The 18,780-nt window shown below is 46.0% G+C and carries 16 protein-coding genes; all 16 read right to left on the bottom strand.

Features of this window, described 5'->3' with window-relative positions; all coding sequences use genetic code 11:
- Positions 1–6: 6 nt before the first annotated feature.
- Positions 7–1,449 carry a metalloprotease TldD gene (gene tldD, locus ACYX4W_RS04815; protein WP_474802705.1) on the bottom strand — a complete coding sequence of 481 codons (1,443 nt, stop codon included), beginning with the start codon at positions 1,447–1,449 and terminating at the stop codon, positions 7–9.
- Positions 1,442–2,260, bottom strand: a complete 819-nt coding sequence (locus tag ACYX4W_RS04810) for a carbon-nitrogen hydrolase family protein (protein ID WP_476074848.1) — start codon at positions 2,258–2,260, stop codon at positions 1,442–1,444. The genes tldD and ACYX4W_RS04810 overlap by 8 nt, the downstream gene beginning before the upstream one ends.
- Positions 2,253–6,251: a YhdP family protein gene (locus tag ACYX4W_RS04805; RefSeq protein WP_476074847.1), complete on the bottom strand. Its 3,999-nt coding sequence runs from the start codon at positions 6,249–6,251 to the stop codon at positions 2,253–2,255. Before ACYX4W_RS04805 ends, ACYX4W_RS04810 begins: the two co-directional genes overlap by 8 nt.
- A 26-nt stretch (positions 6,252–6,277) precedes the next feature.
- Positions 6,278–7,744 (bottom strand): ribonuclease G, encoded by a 1,467-nt coding sequence (gene rng, locus ACYX4W_RS04800; RefSeq protein ID WP_179982059.1) that lies wholly within the window; start codon positions 7,742–7,744, stop codon positions 6,278–6,280.
- Complete coding sequence (locus ACYX4W_RS04795; RefSeq protein WP_476074846.1) at positions 7,741–8,346, bottom strand: Maf family protein; 606 nt, start codon at positions 8,344–8,346, stop codon at positions 7,741–7,743. The genes rng and ACYX4W_RS04795 overlap by 4 nt, the downstream gene beginning before the upstream one ends.
- A 36-nt stretch (positions 8,347–8,382) precedes the next feature.
- On the bottom strand, positions 8,383–8,859 hold the full coding sequence (mreD, locus tag ACYX4W_RS04790) for a rod shape-determining protein MreD (RefSeq protein ID WP_118490591.1): 477 nt from the start codon (positions 8,857–8,859) through the stop codon (positions 8,383–8,385).
- A complete protein-coding gene (mreC, locus tag ACYX4W_RS04785) occupies positions 8,852–9,754 on the bottom strand; it encodes a rod shape-determining protein MreC (RefSeq protein ID WP_476055231.1) in 903 nt (300 codons plus the stop codon). Before mreC ends, mreD begins: the two co-directional genes overlap by 8 nt.
- 37 nt (positions 9,755–9,791) lie before the next feature.
- Positions 9,792–10,835 (bottom strand): rod shape-determining protein, encoded by a 1,044-nt coding sequence (locus tag ACYX4W_RS04780; RefSeq protein ID WP_118490596.1) that lies wholly within the window; start codon positions 10,833–10,835, stop codon positions 9,792–9,794.
- Positions 10,836–11,188: 353 nt separating this feature from the next.
- Entirely contained in the window at positions 11,189–14,911 is a 3,723-nt protein-coding gene (locus ACYX4W_RS04775) for a DUF6701 domain-containing protein (protein ID WP_476074845.1), read from the bottom strand.
- Entirely contained in the window at positions 14,911–15,399 is a 489-nt protein-coding gene (locus ACYX4W_RS04770; protein WP_476074844.1) for a pilus assembly PilX family protein, read from the bottom strand. Before ACYX4W_RS04770 ends, ACYX4W_RS04775 begins: the two co-directional genes overlap by 1 nt.
- A complete protein-coding gene (locus ACYX4W_RS04765; RefSeq protein WP_476074843.1) occupies positions 15,389–16,132 on the bottom strand; it encodes a type II secretion system protein in 744 nt (247 codons plus the stop codon). Before ACYX4W_RS04765 ends, ACYX4W_RS04770 begins: the two co-directional genes overlap by 11 nt.
- Entirely contained in the window at positions 16,132–16,653 is a 522-nt protein-coding gene (locus ACYX4W_RS04760; RefSeq protein ID WP_476074842.1) for a type IV pilus modification PilV family protein, read from the bottom strand. Before ACYX4W_RS04760 ends, ACYX4W_RS04765 begins: the two co-directional genes overlap by 1 nt.
- Positions 16,643–17,104: a type II secretion system protein gene (locus tag ACYX4W_RS04755; protein ID WP_474857334.1), complete on the bottom strand. Its 462-nt coding sequence runs from the start codon at positions 17,102–17,104 to the stop codon at positions 16,643–16,645. Before ACYX4W_RS04755 ends, ACYX4W_RS04760 begins: the two co-directional genes overlap by 11 nt.
- A gap of 1 nt (position 17,105) precedes the next feature.
- A complete protein-coding gene (locus ACYX4W_RS04750; RefSeq protein ID WP_476074841.1) occupies positions 17,106–17,621 on the bottom strand; it encodes a type II secretion system protein in 516 nt (171 codons plus the stop codon).
- A 22-nt stretch (positions 17,622–17,643) separates the two neighbouring features.
- The gene (locus ACYX4W_RS04745; protein WP_474857332.1) at positions 17,644–18,231 is read right to left on the bottom strand and encodes a prepilin-type N-terminal cleavage/methylation domain-containing protein; all 588 of its coding nucleotides are present in this window, start codon (positions 18,229–18,231) and stop codon (positions 17,644–17,646) included.
- Positions 18,232–18,275: 44 nt separating this feature from the next.
- On the bottom strand, positions 18,276–18,770 hold the full coding sequence (locus ACYX4W_RS04740; protein ID WP_476074840.1) for a hypothetical protein: 495 nt from the start codon (positions 18,768–18,770) through the stop codon (positions 18,276–18,278).
- Positions 18,771–18,780 lie beyond the last annotated feature (10 nt).

The raw sequence follows: 18,780 nt of genomic DNA, 5'->3' as shown, positions 1-18,780 counted from the left end.
GCCGTACTACGCCGTACCGCCCACTGTCAACTCGTCAATTTTCAGCGTAGGTTGGCCTACACCTACTGGTACGCTTTGACCGTCTTTACCGCATACACCCACGCCTTTATCTAGCGCAGTGTCGTTACCAATCATTGAGATTTTTTGCATAACCTCAGGGCCGTTACCAATTAAGGTTGCCCCTTTCACTGGTGCAGTAATTTTACCGTTTTCGATAAGGTAGGCTTCAGCGCTAGAGAAAACGAATTTACCAGAGGTAATATCTACCTGACCGCCAGCGAAGTTCGGCGCATAAATCCCTTTATCAATAGAGGCGATAATTTCTTTCGGATCGTGCTCACCTTCCAGCATGTAAGTATTGGTCATACGAGGCATAGGCAAGTGAGCGTAAGATTCACGACGCCCATTTCCAGTAGGTGCAACGCCCATTAGCTTGGCGTTGTGTTTATCCTGCATGTAGCCCTTTAAAATACCGTCTTCAATTAGCACGTTATGTGCGGTCGGCGTGCCTTCGTCATCAACCGATAACGAACCGCGACGGTCGCTTAATGTACCGTCATCAACAACCGTTACACCTTTGGCGGCTACGCGCTCGCCAATGCGACCGCTGAAGGTTGATGCACCTTTACGGTTAAAGTCACCTTCAAGACCGTGACCTACAGCTTCGTGAAGCAAAACACCAGGCCAACCGTTACCTAATACCACAGGCATAGCGCCTGCAGGTGAGGCTACTGCCTGCATGTTAACCCGCGCCATGTGAAGTGCATCATCGGCTAGTTGCTCATAATAGGGTTTGCCATCTTCATCTTGCTTAAAGAATGAGTAAGCGTATCGCCCGCCAGCACCCGCTGAACCGCGCTCGCGTCTATCACCTTGTTCTAGCAATACTGAGCAGTTTAAGCGCACAAGCGGACGAATATCTGTGGCTAACGTACCGTCGCTACCAGCAACTAAAATTTCTTCATATACGCCGCTTAAACTTACTACCACCTGATTGGCAGACGGCTCTTGCTTACGGATATAAGCATCTACCGCTTTAAGCAATGAAATTTTCTCGGCATCTTGCATCGCAAGAATAGGATTATTTTCGGCATAGCGTGCTTCGACAGGCTTGTGACCTAAGCCAGCAACTTGTTGGGTTCCGCCACTTGGCGCAATACCACGGGCCGCTTTACATGCTTTAGTTAACGCTTCTTCGCTTATTTCATCAGAATAAGCAAAGCCCGTTTTTTCACCGCTAATAGCACGAACACCTACGCCGCGCTCAATGTTATAGCTGCCTTCTTTGATAATACCGTCTTCCAGAACCCAACTCTCGTGTTGGCTCGACTGAAAATACAAATCGGCATAGTCGGTGTCGTGGCGATGAATGGTCGCTAGCGCGCTCTCTAGCTTTGTAATATCTAGGCCTGAGTCAGATAATAAATGACGCTCAACAGATTTAGACAAAATGACTCCTGAATCGGTTATGTTCGGCAACCGGCATATTCTGTTTAATGGTTTCTCTTGCTGCAATATCTACGTTTGCCGATACCAGCCCCGTTTCACAGACTTGTTCGGCAAGGGGTTCTCCCCAAGGCGATAGGATAATACTATGCCCATAAGTTTCGCGACCGTTAGCATGAACGCCACTTTGATTTGGCGCTACCACAAAGCACTGTTTTTCAATGGCTCTGGCTTGCAACAACGCATGCCAATGGGCCTCTCCAGTACGCTGGGTAAAGGCCGCAGGCAACACCAAAATATCGATATCGCCCATTGCAGTAAATAACCCTGGAAAACGTACATCATAGCACACCGCAAGCCCAATGTTGCCTATTGGCGTTTGAACAGTGACGACTTCGCTTCCTGCCTCAGTGGTAGCCGACTCTTTGTAGCTGCCAGTGTTATCGTTTACCGATACGTCGAACATATGAATTTTACGATAGTCAGCCAAAAGCTCGCCACTTGGGCCAAATAACATGCATGCAGCAGAAAACTTATCGGGGTTTTCCGTTTTAACCGGAAATGTTCCTGACACTATGTAGCATTGGTGCTGCTTAGCAAGCGAGGATAAACAACGCTGTATTGCACCATCACCTTTTACTTCAGCGACTTCAAGTTGACCTTTGTCTTTGCCGCCAAAGCAGGCGAAGCACTCTGGCAACACCACTAAACTGTCCTTTTCAATATTGGCCGCTGCCATTTCGCTTGCAACTGTATCGAGATTCTCTTCTACATTTGGCGTAGAAGTCATTTGTAGTGCTACTAAATTAACCATCGATCACCTCCATTTTCAGCCTGCGAACGTCATCATCCGTTAATGGCCTGTCTTGCGGGTTCGCTGGTACAGGCGCATTTTGGGCAGGTAAGCTAATGTCTTTACTGTTACGTTCTACTTCATCGAACTTAGGTTCTTTTATGGTACCCGTTACGCGATAGTTCACATTTGAAATGACTTTCGCAGAGGTTAACACTTGGTCAATGGCAAGGGCAGCTAATGCGGTAGGCGGCGTTGCTAAGAAATACACAAGAAACGGAAGGTTCCCAGTTACATTGGGCGCGAACGACACGTTGTAATTTAATCCGCCCGTATTCAAGTCGGTGAAGCCGGTAATTTCTATTTCCCCTGCGCCGCCGTCAATTTCTGTATCGTCAGTATATGCTTTACCGTTAACAATGCTTAAGGTGCCGCCCATGTCGTCATAGAAAAAGCCTTTGGCAAAAACGTCACGAAAATCTAGGCTTAGCTTTCGTACTAACGAATTTAAACTGAATAAGGTAAATATTCGCGACCCCTTGTCACTCAATTCCGTAAGATAACCATCAGACAGTGACCACTCTACATTGCCATTAAGCTGTTCAAACCCAAAGTCCATTGGCGCGTTTGGCCAGTTGATGTCGAACTGCACGTTTGCACTGGAATCTTTAATACCCGATTCAACGCCATACTCTTTTAGCATTTGACCAACATCTGGAGACGTTAAAGTTCCGTTTAACGCGCTTTTAACCTCGCCGCCTACGTGCTTCCAGTAACCCGTTGCGGTTACGTTGCTTTCATCAGACTTCACTAAGAGCTGGCGTATGGCTAGGCCGTCATCTTCTTTCGCTACGTCTAATGTTACTTCACCTAAATCAATCCCATGCACGCCGCAAGACTGGCAGTAAAAATAAATGGGCGGCAGCGTGTTGGGGTCAATATTATAAGGTGACTCATCTTCCTCGCTTGCAACAGAGTTAGTAGTGGCTACCGCGGTGTCATTATTATCTGCTGTCGCTGATACCTCAGGCTCAATAGGTTTATCTAACGATAAGTAGTCGGCATTTACCTCAATGCCTTGCTCATCTAAATCACTGTTGATGCGAATGGTCGCCCTAGCCTGAGGTGAGGCTAGGTCTAAAATCCAATCCCTATTGCGCTCGGTGGCATTCAATTCTGCCTTTTTAATGCTATGGCCAGCGAAATTAAGCATGTCGGCTTTAGCAAATATACGCGACGGTGTGCCGAACAAATTTGTGCGCTTGGCTTCAGGAGCTTCTGAATCGATAGATGGTTGAGCATTAGTTTGCGTATAGATGTTACCCGCATCTTTCCCTTTACCAGAAAGCAACATATCGATTGTGGTAAACCACTCTTGTACATCGGCTTGAGCTAAATTTGCACTGATACTAAAACCTGTTCCAATATTGGCAATATCGCTTTCACCCAGGGCCAAGTGCGCCCGCGAGAACTGCATTTCTTTGTGAGGAAGCACACCGTCAAAACGGATATTACTGCCAAGCGTGGCTTTGACGTTCGATGCTTTGCCATCGCCAGTACTAATTATCTGTAGAGGTAAGCTAGTACCGGCTGCAGTATCAAAAGGAGCAGGTAATATACTTTGTGTTGCCGTTAAATCTGCCGAGAGATTTGCAGAGTATTTAAACCCGCTATTAGAAAGCGTTAAATCTACTTTGGTGTTCCAATCACTTTCACCATCGATATACGTGGTGAGATCCGTGTTTACATAGTTAGCCAGCGGATGTACATGCCAACGCCCACCTAATTCTACATGGAGATCGTAGGTGTCGCTCTGCCTGCCAGTCAGCGACAAATTCACCGGCTGCTGAAGAAATTGCGCAGTAAGATCCCCTGCATCTATATCTCCATTAGTAAATGACACATCACCCGACGCTTTATCAAAAAGCATGTTAGTTTTTGTGATATAGACAGGATTGTTAGATAAATGCGCGGTACCCGATGCCACCACATCCTTGCCTTTAAAAGGTATATCTAACTTAATATCGGCAGACAGCGGCCCACTAATTTGCACATCATCGTTCAATACCTTACCCAGCGAATTTTTAAGGGATGAATCCATCATTAGCGCCGTAAGCGCCTCGCCAGAGCCTGTGCCGGTAGCGTAGATGTTCAAGCGAGCACCAGGTTTAAAACTAGGTATAGCAGCCGACATATTGCTTATTTTCACATCAGCAAGGGTTGCACTTGGGCTTTCCATCACTAAGGCATTGTTCACAAAAAACAAAGACAAATCTAAGTCATTGAGCGCAGGCCAGTCAGGTGCAAAAATAAAATCTCCCTGCTTAATATCAACATAAGCCTGGAAGATGCCGGTATTGTCTTCAAAGGGAAAGTCACTTGTACGGCCATGCCACAGAACACGTGCGTTTGTAATTTCACCTTCGCCGGTAAACGCGCGAGTAAGGTATTTGTCTGTATTAGCCCCCATAATGGAAGCCGGAAACAAACTGCTCACTTCATTTAAAGCCAGTGGACTCACATCGACATACAGCGACATAAACCCCGTTGCCGTATTCAGTTTAAACTGAGGGTGCAAAGTAACAGCATCACTATCTAACAGCATGTCGCTACCTTTCACTATCCACTGCTTTGCAGCTTCGCCTGCTTGCTCTGGATAAATATAAAAACGGGATTTGAGCTGATTAATATTGATGTCTTTTTTGATTACACCATCAGCGCTGAGTACGCTATCTTTACTTTCCAAGTAAATCGCACCGTTGTTTTTATACCAAAAGAGATCGGCGTTGAGGGAAGAAAGCCCCGGCACCTTATCCGTTTTATCCCACTGCAGTTCGAGCACTTTAGCGGCTAAAGAAGGATGACCGTTATGCAGTTGAATTTGCAACGTAGCTAATTCCCCCTTTGGATTTAGCCCGCGTATTTCCTCTTCACTGGTATCATCCATAAAAAGGGGTAATAACAGTAAAAACGGGTTAATTTGCACGGGTTTCACGGTGTTTATCAACGCATCACCGTTTGCGCCTACGCTCCCGATAAGATCAGTGGTAAGCGTCTCATTACTTGAGTTAAGCACAAGCTGGTCTACCCTAACATTCCACCCGCTCTGATTGCCTTCAGTATTGGGCAACGCCTGAAGACTACCGCCGCTGATGCCGGTTACGGTTTTCGCACGGCCACTTCCCCACTCTAGAAGGCTTTCACTTAGTTCGGCTTGTATACTCGTGATTTCACTTTGAGAAAAGTTCGTCCATACCTCGAAGTTTGCACGGCTTTGGGCTAACGGACGCTTAGTTTTTATCAGGTCGCTTACCCAAGGGGAAATATCAAGCTCTTCGGCTTTGGCGTAGAACACGCCCTCAAACTCTTCTCGTGTGCCCGTGATATCAATTATAAACGACGCCGAGTTAGCAGCTAAATCTGCAACTTTCAGCTGCCCTAAGCCTTGGTGCCTTTCCTCGTGGTTGTTCCACGATAAGCTCTCTATATCGAAGGAATTGGTTTCGTTAATATGAGTGACAGATACCACACCGTCTTCTAGCGAAAAGCTTTGTAGCTGCTCTAGGAAGAGGCGCTCAAGAGCCTTCACCACCGGAAAGTTATTTTTACCGTCACCGGAAAGGCGGTCGGCATCAATATCGAGTTTTAAACCCCGCAGTTCAAAGCGATTGGATGAAATAAGCTGGTGACGTAGCGATTCCCAAAAGTCTAGCTCAACGTAGATTTGTCTAATATCCAACGCAACAGGAGACGCATCGTTTTTAGCCAGCGACACAGAATTGAGCACAATGCTGGGGCCACTGCGCTGCCAAACAGCATGCACACTTTTAATAGATAGGTTTACGCCATACTGCTCATTAATATAATTTTCCAACAGGTGTTTGTTGTGCTCAATATGCGGCAGAGCATAGCGTGCAGCGCTTAAAACAAGCGCGAAAAGTACAAGCAATACGGCGAGTAGCAGCCAAAACTTCTTAAGTATATAAGCGGCTACCGACGAAAAATTTGTCACATTTTGCCTTTGTATACGTTAATGCATTACATCATGACGACGTCGTACTTATCCTGATTGTACAGTGTTTCGGTTTGAACCTTGATTTGTTTGGACACAAATACTTCTAGTTCTGCCAGCATATGAGACTCTTCACCCATTAAGGCTTCCGCCACTTTGGGTGAGGCATAAACCACAAACTTGTCTGCATCATAGGCGCGATTCACCCTTACAATCTCACGCATAATTTCAAAGCAAATGGTTTCAATAGTTTTTACTGTGCCTCGGCCTTTGCACACCGGGCATTCGCCGCACAGTATATGCTCAATGCTTTCACGGGTGCGCTTACGGGTCATTTCAATCAGCCCTAACGCGGTAAAGCCGTGAATATTTATTTTGGCTCTGTCCTTGTTCGTCGCCACCTCTAATGAATGTAAGACACGTCGTTTGTGGTCTGGTTCAATCATATCAATGAAGTCGATAAGGATCATACCGCCTAAATTACGCAACCTTAGTTGACGGGCAATGGCCTGCGTCGCCTCAATATTGGTGTTAAAAATTGTTTCTTCTAAGTTCCGGTGGCCAACAAAAGCGCCCGTATTAATATCGATTGTGGTCATGGCTTCGGTTTGATCGATGATCAAATAGCCGCCCGATTTTAAGTCCACGCGACGCTCTAGCGCCCGCTGCGCCTCGTTTTCAACATCATACAAATCAAAAATAGGTCTATCACCTGGGTAATACTCGAGCTTGCCGTTCATTTCCGGCACGTACTCTTTGGTAAACTGATGTAGTTCGTTGAATGATAGTTTTGAGTCGATTCGAATTCTGTCTAGCTCTGTGCCTACAAAGTCTCGTAGAACTCGTCGCGCAAGCGGTAAGTCTTCGTAAAGCACGTTCGACTTGCGCTTTTTCATACGCGACTGAATTTTATCCCACAGCCTTCGCAAAAACGCGGCGTCTGACTGCAACTCATTTTTACCCACGCCCTCTGCGGCAGTACGAAGAATAAAGCCGCCATTCTCATCGCAAAATTCTTGTACAAGGGATTTTAAACGATCTCTTTCTGACTCTTCTTCAATACGCTGCGATACACCCACGTGGGTTACCGAGGGCATAAATACCAGATATCGGCTGGGAATAGTGATATCTGTGGTAAGGCGAGCACCTTTAGTACCGATGGGATCTTTTACCACCTGAACCACAATATCTTGACCGTCTCGTACCAGCTCACGAATGTCTTGCTTCTGAATATGGCTTGCCGAGACTTCTTCAGCAATCTCATTGTGGATGACAATGTCAGAGGCATGTAAAAACGCCGCTTTTTCTAACCCAATATCGACAAATGCCGCCTGCATTCCCGGCAATACACGGCTTACTTTTCCACGATAAATATTGCCAACTAAACCCCGTTTAGTATGACGCTCTACGTGAATTTCTTGCAGTATTCCGTTTTCAATAAGCGCCACCCGTGACTCTGACGGGGTAACGTTGATAAGCAGTTCAGCACTCACGATACTACTCCAAATTCATTCAGTCCAAATGCATTAAGTAATTGGCGGGTTTCGTATAGCGGTAGACCTATTACGGCACTTGCACTACCGTTGATAGAGACCACAAATTCACCACCAATACCCTGAATAGCGTAACTCCCTGCTTTATCGGCAGGTTCTCCTGTTTCCCAGTATGCGTCAATTTGCTCATCCGTCAATGCTGCAAAAGTCACAGATGTGGTAATGACTTGTGTCTGTTGCTGAGCGTCATTGAGTACACAAATAGCCGTAAGTACGTCATGAGTTTTACCAGAAAGCATGGTAAGAATGCGTTTTGAGTCGGCTTTATCTTCGGGCTTGCCCACACTTCGCCCGTTAAAAGATATCAGGGTGTCGCTGGCTAAAATGACTTTATCTTTCGTCATTGCGCCCTGAGACACTAACTGCGCCTTTACTGCTTGGGCTTTTTCAGTAGCAAGCCTTGCTACAAGCTCCAGCGGTGATTCATTGTCACGAGGCGACTCGTCAATATCGGCAGGTTGTATTGTATGGGCTATGTTCATTTGCTTGAGCAAAGCAGTGCGTCGTGGTGAGGCTGACGCTAACACTACCGATTTTGTCATTGGCTTACCTTTGGTTTAATCGTGAAGGTGTTTTCATTAAGAAATTGATAGTTGTCTACGCGTGCGCCTAAGTAGCCAAAACACCCACGGCCATAGCACCATAGACGTTAAGACTGGCCACAAGTAATCAACTTGGAAATAGATATCCGTTAAGAGGTGCTGAACCCAAAACGTTAATAAATGATATAGCGAAGCAAGTAGACCAATGATAATTGCCTGCTGCCATACAGAGTAATTTCTTAGCCTTTGGTAATTAGCAGCCAATACATAAACACAAATACTTAAACCGAAGCTGTGAATGCCCAACGTTGTACCCACGAGCACATCCATTGCAACACCAGTTAAAAATGCCACACCTACATTTACTCTGTGGGGCAACGCCATACTCCAGTATGCAAGGACAACTAGCACCCAGTCAGGACGATACACATCTACCTGAGTGGGCAAAGGAACAATTTGCAGTACCAGCGCCACTAACAGACTCAACCAAATAACGAGGTTACGTTTACGCATCTGAAGACTCTTCCTCGCTGGTAGCAGGTGTATTTACCTTTTCATCCTTTTCAGTGTCAGACTTTTGTGATGAATCATCCGTACGCCATAAAAGCAAAAGATGACGAAGTCTGTCTAAATTCGCCATGGGTGTAACTATCACCCGAGCAAAGGGACGACTTTCATCTCTCACTACCTGTTTAACTGTTGCCACAGGGTAACCTTCTGGAAATACCTTACCCAGCCCCGATGAAATAAGGGTATCGCCTTCCTGAATGTCTACGCTGTGCGGTACATGTTCAAGATATAACTCGTTAAGCGCACCGCTGCCGGTGGCAATAAAGCGGATATCATTTCGAAGAGAGCGTACTGGGATGGCGTGTGTCACATCAGCAATCAGCAATACACGACTGTTGGTTGACCCCACTTCCATCACCTGACCCACAATACCTTTTTCATCAAGAACCGGTTGCGATGGATATACCCCATCTATCGCCCCTTTATTGATGACAACCTGCTGACTATAGGGGTTTTTATCTACCGCCATCAGCTCGGCAACCATCTTTTTAGAAGATAGGCGCACGGGTGCTTGAAGCAGTTCGCGAAGCTGAGCATTTTCTTTTGCGATAACATCGTACTGCTGAAGTTTTTCGCTCATTAGCAACAGTTGATTATTCAGCTTTTGATTTTCAGCCAGTAGCTGTTCTTTAGAGGTAAGGCGCTGGGCGCTCTCGCTTAGCATTAACCCGGGGAGGTTAGCAATGTATTGAAGTGGGCTCATCAAAGAGTTGAGGTACACCCGCGTAGATTTGAAGCCATCCATTTTGTGATCAACAAATATCAGTGTGACTGACAACACAAGCGCCAGCGTAAGCCTGATATTTAGAGAAGGGCCGCGAGTAAAAATAGTATCCATGATACAAATAAGGCAACCTTACGGTTGCCTTTCCTGTTTATTCGTAGCTAAACAGGTCGCCACCGTGAAGGTCAATCATATCGAAAGCCTTACCACCGCCGCGTGCTACACAGGTTAACGGATCATCAGCGATAACCACTGGGATACCCGTTTCTTCCATTAATAGCCTATCTAGATCTTTAAGAAGTGCACCACCGCCGGTAAGTACCATACCGCGCTCAGAAATATCAGAAGCGAGCTCTGGTGGAGACTGCTCTAGCGCCACCATTACGGCAGAAACAATACCCGTTAGCGGTTCTTGAAGTGCTTCAAGAATTTCATTTGAATTTAGCGTGAACCCGCGAGGCACGCCTTCTGCTAGGTTGCGACCACGAACTTCAATCTCACGAACCTCTTCGCCTGGATACGCCGCGCCAATTTCGTGCTTAATACGCTCAGCAGTAGCTTCACCAATAAGAGAACCGAAATTACGACGAATATAGTTAATGATAGCTTCGTCGAACTTATCACCACCAATACGAACAGAAGATGAATAGACCACGCCGTTTAGTGAAATGATAGCAACTTCGGTAGTACCACCACCGATATCTACCACCATAGAACCCTGCGCTTCTGATACAGGCAAGCCTGCACCGATTGCCGCAGCCATTGGCTCGTCAATAAGGTAAACTTCTCGCGCACCCGCACCCAACGCAGATTCTTTAATCGCTCGGCGTTCTACTTGTGTTGAACCACAAGGTACACATACCAATACACGAGGGCTAGGACGCAAGAAATTATTATCATGCACTTGCTTAATAAAATGCTGAAGCATTTTTTCAGTCACGTAAAAGTCGGCAATAACACCGTCTTTCATCGGGCGGATAGCGCGTATATTACCTGGTGTACGACCAAGCATTCGCTTAGCTTCTGCACCTACTGCCGCAACACTTTTCGGCCCGGCTGCGCGCTCTTGACGAATAGCTACTACTGAAGGCTCGTTTAGAACAATACCTTGGTCTTTTACATAAATCAGCGTGTTAGCTGTTCCGAGGTCGATGGACAGATCATTAGAGAACATGCCTCGAAGCTTTTTAAACATGAAGTGTGTATTCCTGTTTCTGTGTTAACGCGTATTTGCAAAGGTGAGATGGCGACGCTTTAACGTGAAGTCGATATTTATTCGCACACTTTAACAATGGGGGCAATTTTGGGCAAGTGATGCTGTCACTTAGAGCCAAAATAACTACTTTATTAACAAGCAAATTCGGCGACTGCCCCATAAAGGCATAGCACTTACGCGTTAATCGATTTATTCCTACTTTAGACCCACTAATGACCTTACAAAAAACGGAAGGTTCAAAAACATTGGTCGATTAGCCAGGTCTTTTTGTATTGAGGTCGCGATGGTGTTTTTAACGCACGGCGTTACGACCAAATCCAGCCCATACTTTTCTAATTGTTGATTTGCTCGCGCTTGTAAATGATGTTGTCGTTCCCTCTGTAAACACCATAGGTTAGCGTGGCGCTAGGCGGATTGTCAGCTTCGCCATCTCCATCCCAATCCCACAGCAACCATGCATCAGGGGTATAAGTCACAGGATAATTACCAGCCCCGTTTGGCGATGATAAACGCATGCCTTCGCCGGTGGTATACGCACCTTCACTTAGGGTTCCGTCTTCAGAAGAAACTAGCTCACCTGAGGCATCATTTATATTAGCATGTGCAAAATCCGTGCAGTTGTCGTACGTGTTTATGCGCCACGTTTGACCATCCCAGTATTGGGTACGAAGTGGTAACAATAGGGCTTCATCTGCTGCGCCATAGTTGTTTATTAACGTGGCTCGGCCATAGGCGAAGTTGACCGCATCACCAAAATCATCAACACAGGAACCCGTGCAAGAAAGCCCGTTAAAGTTTGCGTTCTCAATTTGTCCACTATCAGCCACCAGCGCAATAGACGCATTCATATATGCTCCGTCGAGCGCTGCGCTCCCCAAACGGCTAAATACTATGTCATTGTCAGAAAAGGTGATTTGACCTGTAGTCCCACTTTGAGGCCATGAAATCGTGTTTATATTTTCTAAACGATCTAGCAGGCTTCCGTCGTGTTCTACCTGCAGCGTAAGGCTTGTTAGCTTGTCGAAACCATCGTAGTAGTTCACAGTGCGGCTGCCATTTTGGTTAAGGGCAGTGAGAGAGAAGCTCACTTCGCTGATTGGCTGACCAAAATAGTTGAACGCATCACTCGCCGTACACGCCGCCACTACATTTCCCGTCAGTGCAAAATTAGAGGGCGCAAACCTCCCCACATTACTTACCTCACCAAGTACGGTAGAGTTTGTTAAATACGTACTTTGCGCAGCGATAGATATAGTACCAACCTCATCGTAATTTAGAGCCAAGCTGACTTTGCCCTCGTTATCAAAATTAACGGCAGTGACGCTTAATGAACCTGCTGTCCCACCTGCTGGTAAGATTTGTTGAGGGGTCAGAGTAACACTTCCTGAATAATGCTCGGCTGTGTTGTTATTAGCTAACTCTGCGAAGTTATCTGGTATACCGTCGTTATTGCTGTCTTCGCCATCAACCCACTGCACAGTGCGAAGACCTAGTACAAAGTTTTCTCCCGTGCGCTTCAGCAGTGAGCCATTTGCGTTAGTCGCATATCCGTTGAGATTAGTACTGGTTCCACTGTCATTTAAAATGTCCATTGCGAAACCGAAAGGGCGAACTGTGAAGATATTTGAAGAGCCCGTTATAGCGGCTCTGTCAGTAATTGTTCCTGTAAGCGACAATTCACCCGCATCAGGATACTGCACCGTAAACTCTGCGCGAGAGTTTGCGTCAAATTGCAGTGCGAAGGTATCCGCAGATAACCCAAGTTCATACGTGTTATTGTTATTTGACAGGGCTACCTTATTCGAGCAAGTGCTAGAACTTGCGCAATTGTAGTTAAGGTCCACATCTACAACTTTGTTTCTTAAAAATTCTGAGTTACCACAGGCCTCGACAGCATAGGTCTTACTATTAAAGCCTTGATCTGATGGTTTGCCAGATAGTTGGGTTACAATAGTGGCGGTGTTGTCTGTAAGGTTTTTGAACACTAGACCATCGTCTTTGAAGTCAATTTTACACCCTTCAATACCTACATCCTTTCCCCCAATAAAACAGCGAAGCTGTGAAGATGGCGTTTCGCCTAGTGTTGCAAGCTTTGTATCGTTTCCTTTCAAGCTGTCTAGCGCTAACGAAATCTGCCCAGTAAAAGAGACGACATCATTTCCGCTCCACTGAAAATTAGCATTGTTTTGCGGAGACAAATTAACCGTTGAAGGCTGAGAGTAGATGAGATCGCAATTCACATCTGCACAAGCCTTAAGCGTTATCTGTTTAGCCGCACAGCTACTGCCTTTGTTGTCCGCTAATTCATAGCGATAGTGATTAAGTACTTCGATAACCTCACGACCACATATGCCGGGAATATTATTCGGTACTTCGTTTGCAGTAACTCTAAGAGGTGCTGGAAGAGTTGCCGTTGTTGAAGAAACGGATTCAATTCCTCCACCAGCATTAAAACGACCAATGATGGTTTCATCACCAACATTAGCGAATGTAACCGAACCTTTTGCAATAACTAAGGCGTTAGGGTTAGAGCCATCAATAACTACGTCGCCGTCTACATAAATCGCTAGGTAAGCACCATCAGCGACGGTAACGTTGGCATTAGCCATAACGAAGCGGGTTGGCTCGCCAATTGGATTTGTACCTGGATCGGAAATATAGATGCGTGTAGGGGCTACGACGTTATAGTTACCCGCTGCCATCAGCACATTTTGCCTGCTGAAGTAGTAATCCCCTGCTAAATTACCGGCTGCTATTTCGGGGCCGCTGTCATCAACAGTGATGCTAGGTATTGCTCTGGCTTGTGACTCGGTCAGTGAGTCTGTGTTATTTACGGTACAGTCAACAGCCGGCTCTCCACACTTAGGATAATCTGCTGTACCAGCTGTTCCTCCGGGGATTAATTGCGTTGCACTTAGTACGCCGCTGTTTTCATCGATAATACGGCTATTAGCGGGGAGATTAATAGCCGAGCCGCCAAATGCTGCTACCGCTCCAGGGAATGCCACGTCACAACTTGGCACTTCACCGCTGAACACAAATTCTGATGTCATGGCTAAAATACTGGCATCTTCTTCGGCGTGATTACGTTCTGAATCTAAACTTCGGTCTTCATCAACGCGAAGCCCCAATCTATTTTTGTTTACCTGACAACTGCGCAGCCACCCTCCGTCTTGACCATTGCGGCTGATCTTACTGGCAGCAACCAAAGGGGTTTGCGTATAAGAGTTCTTAAAGTTATTTCGAAAACAGCCGTCGTCCCACCCCTGAATGCGCACGTCTGCAAAGTCAGCCTCCCAGACTACCTCTACACCATTGTCGTCGAAGAACCTGCGGTCAAACCCTTCCGTGGTTGCCATGTAAGCAACGGTCTCGGGCTGTGTTACAGGTTCATAATCTGTTTCTGACGCTTCCAAAGCTATATAGTATGAAGGCGCTTCATATTTAGCTGCAATGGTTAGGAATGGCAGTAGATGTTCATTGGGAGGTTTCTTGCCATTTACGTCAACTTGGTTATTAACAGTTTGAATAGAGTGGAAGAAAACGGGTTGCTCGCCAAAATCTGTCTGAAGAGGCACTTCTGCGTATCGCGCATCTTCAGTACCAGGCACTAATGGTCCTGTTGGAAAATACCAAGGAGAATTGGTAGCAGCTTGGATGGTAGTAGCATCCAGCTCCATTTTTCCTACCTCAACAATATCGCCGTCAGGGAATTCGTGAACGCCGTAGGCAATCGCTAGATAATGACCTCCCATAGTGATATGAGGGCCATCTTCACCAGAGGGCTCAAGGGGCAATGCTTCAAAGCCCGTTCTGGTCACGTTGCGAATTTTAACGATAGCAGGGTTACTCCCCTGATTGGTCGATAGCATGAATACGGCCGGAGGCTCGTCATACACCTGCGAAAAGCTTATAGTCGTCCACTCTGCTTTATTGTAGGTATTTTGAAGCTCGATGAACCTACCTTCGATTTGAGGGACAGCTAACACGGGCATTGCCAATACAGATAACATCCCAATAAAAAGGGCTCGAACAAGAGATATACGAAATGTCATTATTCTTCCTGCCTCACTTCAACAAGAACGCGTTTTGAGGTTTCAAGCTGGCCTGCACTGCACTGTGCTTCCGCACCTAACGCATAAACCCTAATTTCACCAGCGGCTACTTCTGGCTCTTCGACCTCGGTCTCTACTTCACAAGATAGCGCAATAACACAATTCTGCACGTTAGCTGCATTAATAATTACTGGCTGAGTAATAACGGAACACGCGGGGTTATTCCCGTTAATTAGTCTCGAAATCGCGACTTCCATTCCACTTTGTGCGGCCAAATAAGCGCGAGCACCATAGTACTCAATGGATTGCTGACGGATGTTTGATGAAATTTGATTAGATAACGCAATACCAAGCCCTAAAAGAACAATGCTTATAATGATCGCAACAATCGTTGTAGAACCTTTTTGCCGAGCAGGCGAACTACATAGACCGACGGGCCGTCGGTTTTTACTATGAAAAAAGGTTGGTCGCGTTTTTTTATGGCACATTAGGGAAGTGCACCTCGTGTACAACGGATATCCGCTCATCATCACTGCTTTCTAAGGTCATTTGCAGCTCAATTAAGCCATTTTGGCGTAAACCCGCGGTGACCACATTCGCGCTCCACGATGTCACATTAGTTCCAAGAACGCCCGACGTAGCGCCTTGTGTTCTTATTAAGCGTTCACCTTGGGCTGTAGACGTTCTACAAATTGTCACTTGTTCTTCAGGAACGAAGAAGCGTTTGCCTGGGGAAGATTGTGTGTTCGCGGCGCTAAGCGTGAGCTCATATTGATTATCGCTAGTCGGCTCAGAAGCCGCATCAGCAATAGTATCTATTGTTCGCCCGTTATCATTCACGCTCTGCGGGTTTGTGGGGTATATCACAAGGGTATCATTCACGCTCAATTGACTATTGAACACCACAACATGCATGGGATTATTGAACGCATCACCCACATAGGTACCACTTTCTTTAATCGGGTAATAAGACAGGCACCCTAAACTCGCATCAAATGACACTGAATTTGGCACCACATTGCGTAGCTCCTTTTCCAGTCGCAAAATAATGAAGCGCGCGTCTGAAACAAGGCGGGTACGCTCTGCGCCGGTTATATAAATTTGCGCACTTAAAGAAATCACTTGGGCGACAGAAACGCTAATTACACCTAAAATAGTGATCACTAGAATAAGCTCTATAAGTGTAAAACCGCGCTGGCGCTGTGCTTTGCGTGGAAACATTAATAGCTCCCTCGATAAGCACTGAAATTGTAGACTTGGCCGTCTGGAGCAGTCACTGCTATATCAATACGCTTGAACGTTTGACCGTCAGTGGGCGTACTGTCATCTAAGTCACTGTCGTAATCTACCGTTACCGCAAAACCAAAATTGTTATAGTTACCGCCCACATTATTCACTACGTAGCCGTTGTAATCGTCAACATCGTCATAGTCGTCTTCACTCGCCTCTTCAGGACCAAGGGTTGTTGAGCAATTTCCTTTAGTATTACAGGTTTCAAATGGCGGGCTTCTGTCGCTGTTTTCATCATAAGAGCGGCTTAGAATATCGTTCATTAACGACTGACCTAACTTAGCAGCTTTTACTTGGCGAAATGGCTCAGCCGTTTGTTCAGCTTGCGGCACAATAAGCGATAGCACAATGGTTAAGCTGATAGTGAATACAACAATACCAATTACGAGCTCTAATAAAGTAAAGCCTTCACTGCGTTTTCTACGCGTAGGGAGCATCCCGTTAGCACGCATAAATGGCTCCCTCACTTTGCAAACACATGGTAAAGGAACTTATTTGAATTTTGCAGTTAGTTGAGCAGGCAATATTGCTTGGTCGGCCAAACCCGTCAAACTGAATTTGGGAAAAACTATCGCCGTTTTCATCTGCAGTTTGAAAAGTGAAATCAGTATTAGAAGCATTGATAACTTGGTCGTCGTCAAAAGCAGTGGAAAGAGCATTTGCGCAGTCGTGTCCAGCGGGGGGAGCAATAACTGTACTTGTAATTTTCACGCAGCTGCTGTCTTTTACGTTTTGCATGGCGCGAAGCTGCATATTTCGCACTAGCTGAAGGGCTCTGTCCCGAAGTGCAATGGCTTCTTCGGTGTCGCTACCAAGAAAGCGAGGTGCGGCGGTTACCGCCAGCACCCCAATAACCAATATGGTTATAATAAGTTCTACTAGTGTAAAACCGTTTTTCTTCACATTACTGGACGCAAGAAACAACATTGATAGTAGGGCGAACACCTTCACCAGATGAATTCGTGTAAGTAATCGTACACGGAGCATTTGCCGTAGTAGGAGCAGTCGTGCTGTAACCTGTGTAACCTTTGTAATAAATCAGTAGCTCAGCAGGGTCAGAACCAGCAACAGTAGTAGTCAAATAATCACCAGCATTATCAATGTCTGCGTCTAACAGGTTAGTCAAATTGGTTGCAGTTGCACCATCTGGGTAACCATAGACTGTATTAATAGTCGTGCCGTTGCCTACATTAACCGAACCTGTTGCTGCACTCGCCTCGCCATTAATTAACGCCTTACCGTATACAACAGATGATGCCGACTCTATTGATCCAGCGATCCCTTGTAAAACAGAATCACGTGCGTCGTCTTGAAGGTTCAGAAACTTAGGTGCTGCGGTTACCGCTAGGATACCCAGCAATACAATTACAATGATTAACTCGATTAGGGTGAAACCCTGTTGTGTTGATACTTTTTGCATAATCAAACTTCCTGAGTATTAATTAAAAAACAGTAACCTGGCCAGTGGCTGGGTTGTAAGTGAAACCGTCAAACGTCGTACCGTCAGGCGTGCCGTCTGCTGGCGCTGAAGTATTAGGTAACCCCATAGACTCAACTAAGTAGTAAACACAAAGCGTGTTTGTGCCAGAGTCATCTGAACGTACCGCGTATCTGAAATCAGCAACAACCGTATCGTTTGTCGATGTGGTGTTGGTAGGTGCCGACTGTAGAATTAGGTCAAATGTGTTTTTACACTCGGTGTTGTTAACCGTAGAAATAAGTGTATTACCGGTAGAACTGCCGGTCGGGTAGCCAATGGTACCGTCAACGCCCACTGGCGTTTGGTCGTAAGTAACTACTGTGCCATTGCCGTTCCCATTGTTGCCACTTGGGCGACCTTCCACTTCCCATTGTGCGCGCACAAGACCTACAGCGGCGGCAAAGCCCCCTGCTACACCCTCTACACTGGCTTCTCGAGCTTCATCGGTAACATCGATAAAACGCGGTAGTGCCGTAGCCGCAAGCAAGCCTAAAATAATTACAACAATGATAAGCTCTATTAGCGTAAAGCCTTGCTGTCTCGTGTTCATAGCATCTCCTAGATTACAAATAAGCGCATAACTCCGACGCTTAGTTAACTTTTTCTTTCTCTTACTACGCCGCTACCAGCGTTGTACTCAAACCAAACTTTGTCTTGAATAAGGAATGCACATTGCAAGTATCCGTTTACGTATTCATCGCTTACCGATATTTTTGACGACACATCGAATTCTCTTAATGTCGCCAATGTAAACAGGTATTCACACGCATTGCCTTGGCCTGCTTTAAGCCCTTCAGGCCAACCTTTTGTATTTACAAATAACTCTGCAGCCACTTCTTTTTGCTGCTTTATACTGCCACTGGCATCAAAATCAGTTTCGTAAATCAGAACCCTCGATTGCTTGGTCTTTATCCATTGGGCTCTGGCCAACATAACAACCCGTTGAAACTGAGCTATCGCGTTTTCTTTGTTTACTTGTTCAGCTTCTTCTATCACTGGTGCTGCGTGATACACGTACGATGTAGCCAAAACAGCGAGCACCAACCCAATCACAATAAAGTTAAATAACCCTGCTCTAGTGCTAGCCACCTTTTACCCC

The organism is Alteromonas sp. ABH4_454, assembly GCF_056311775.1.
This window is presented reverse-complemented; position numbering and strand designations above follow the sequence as displayed.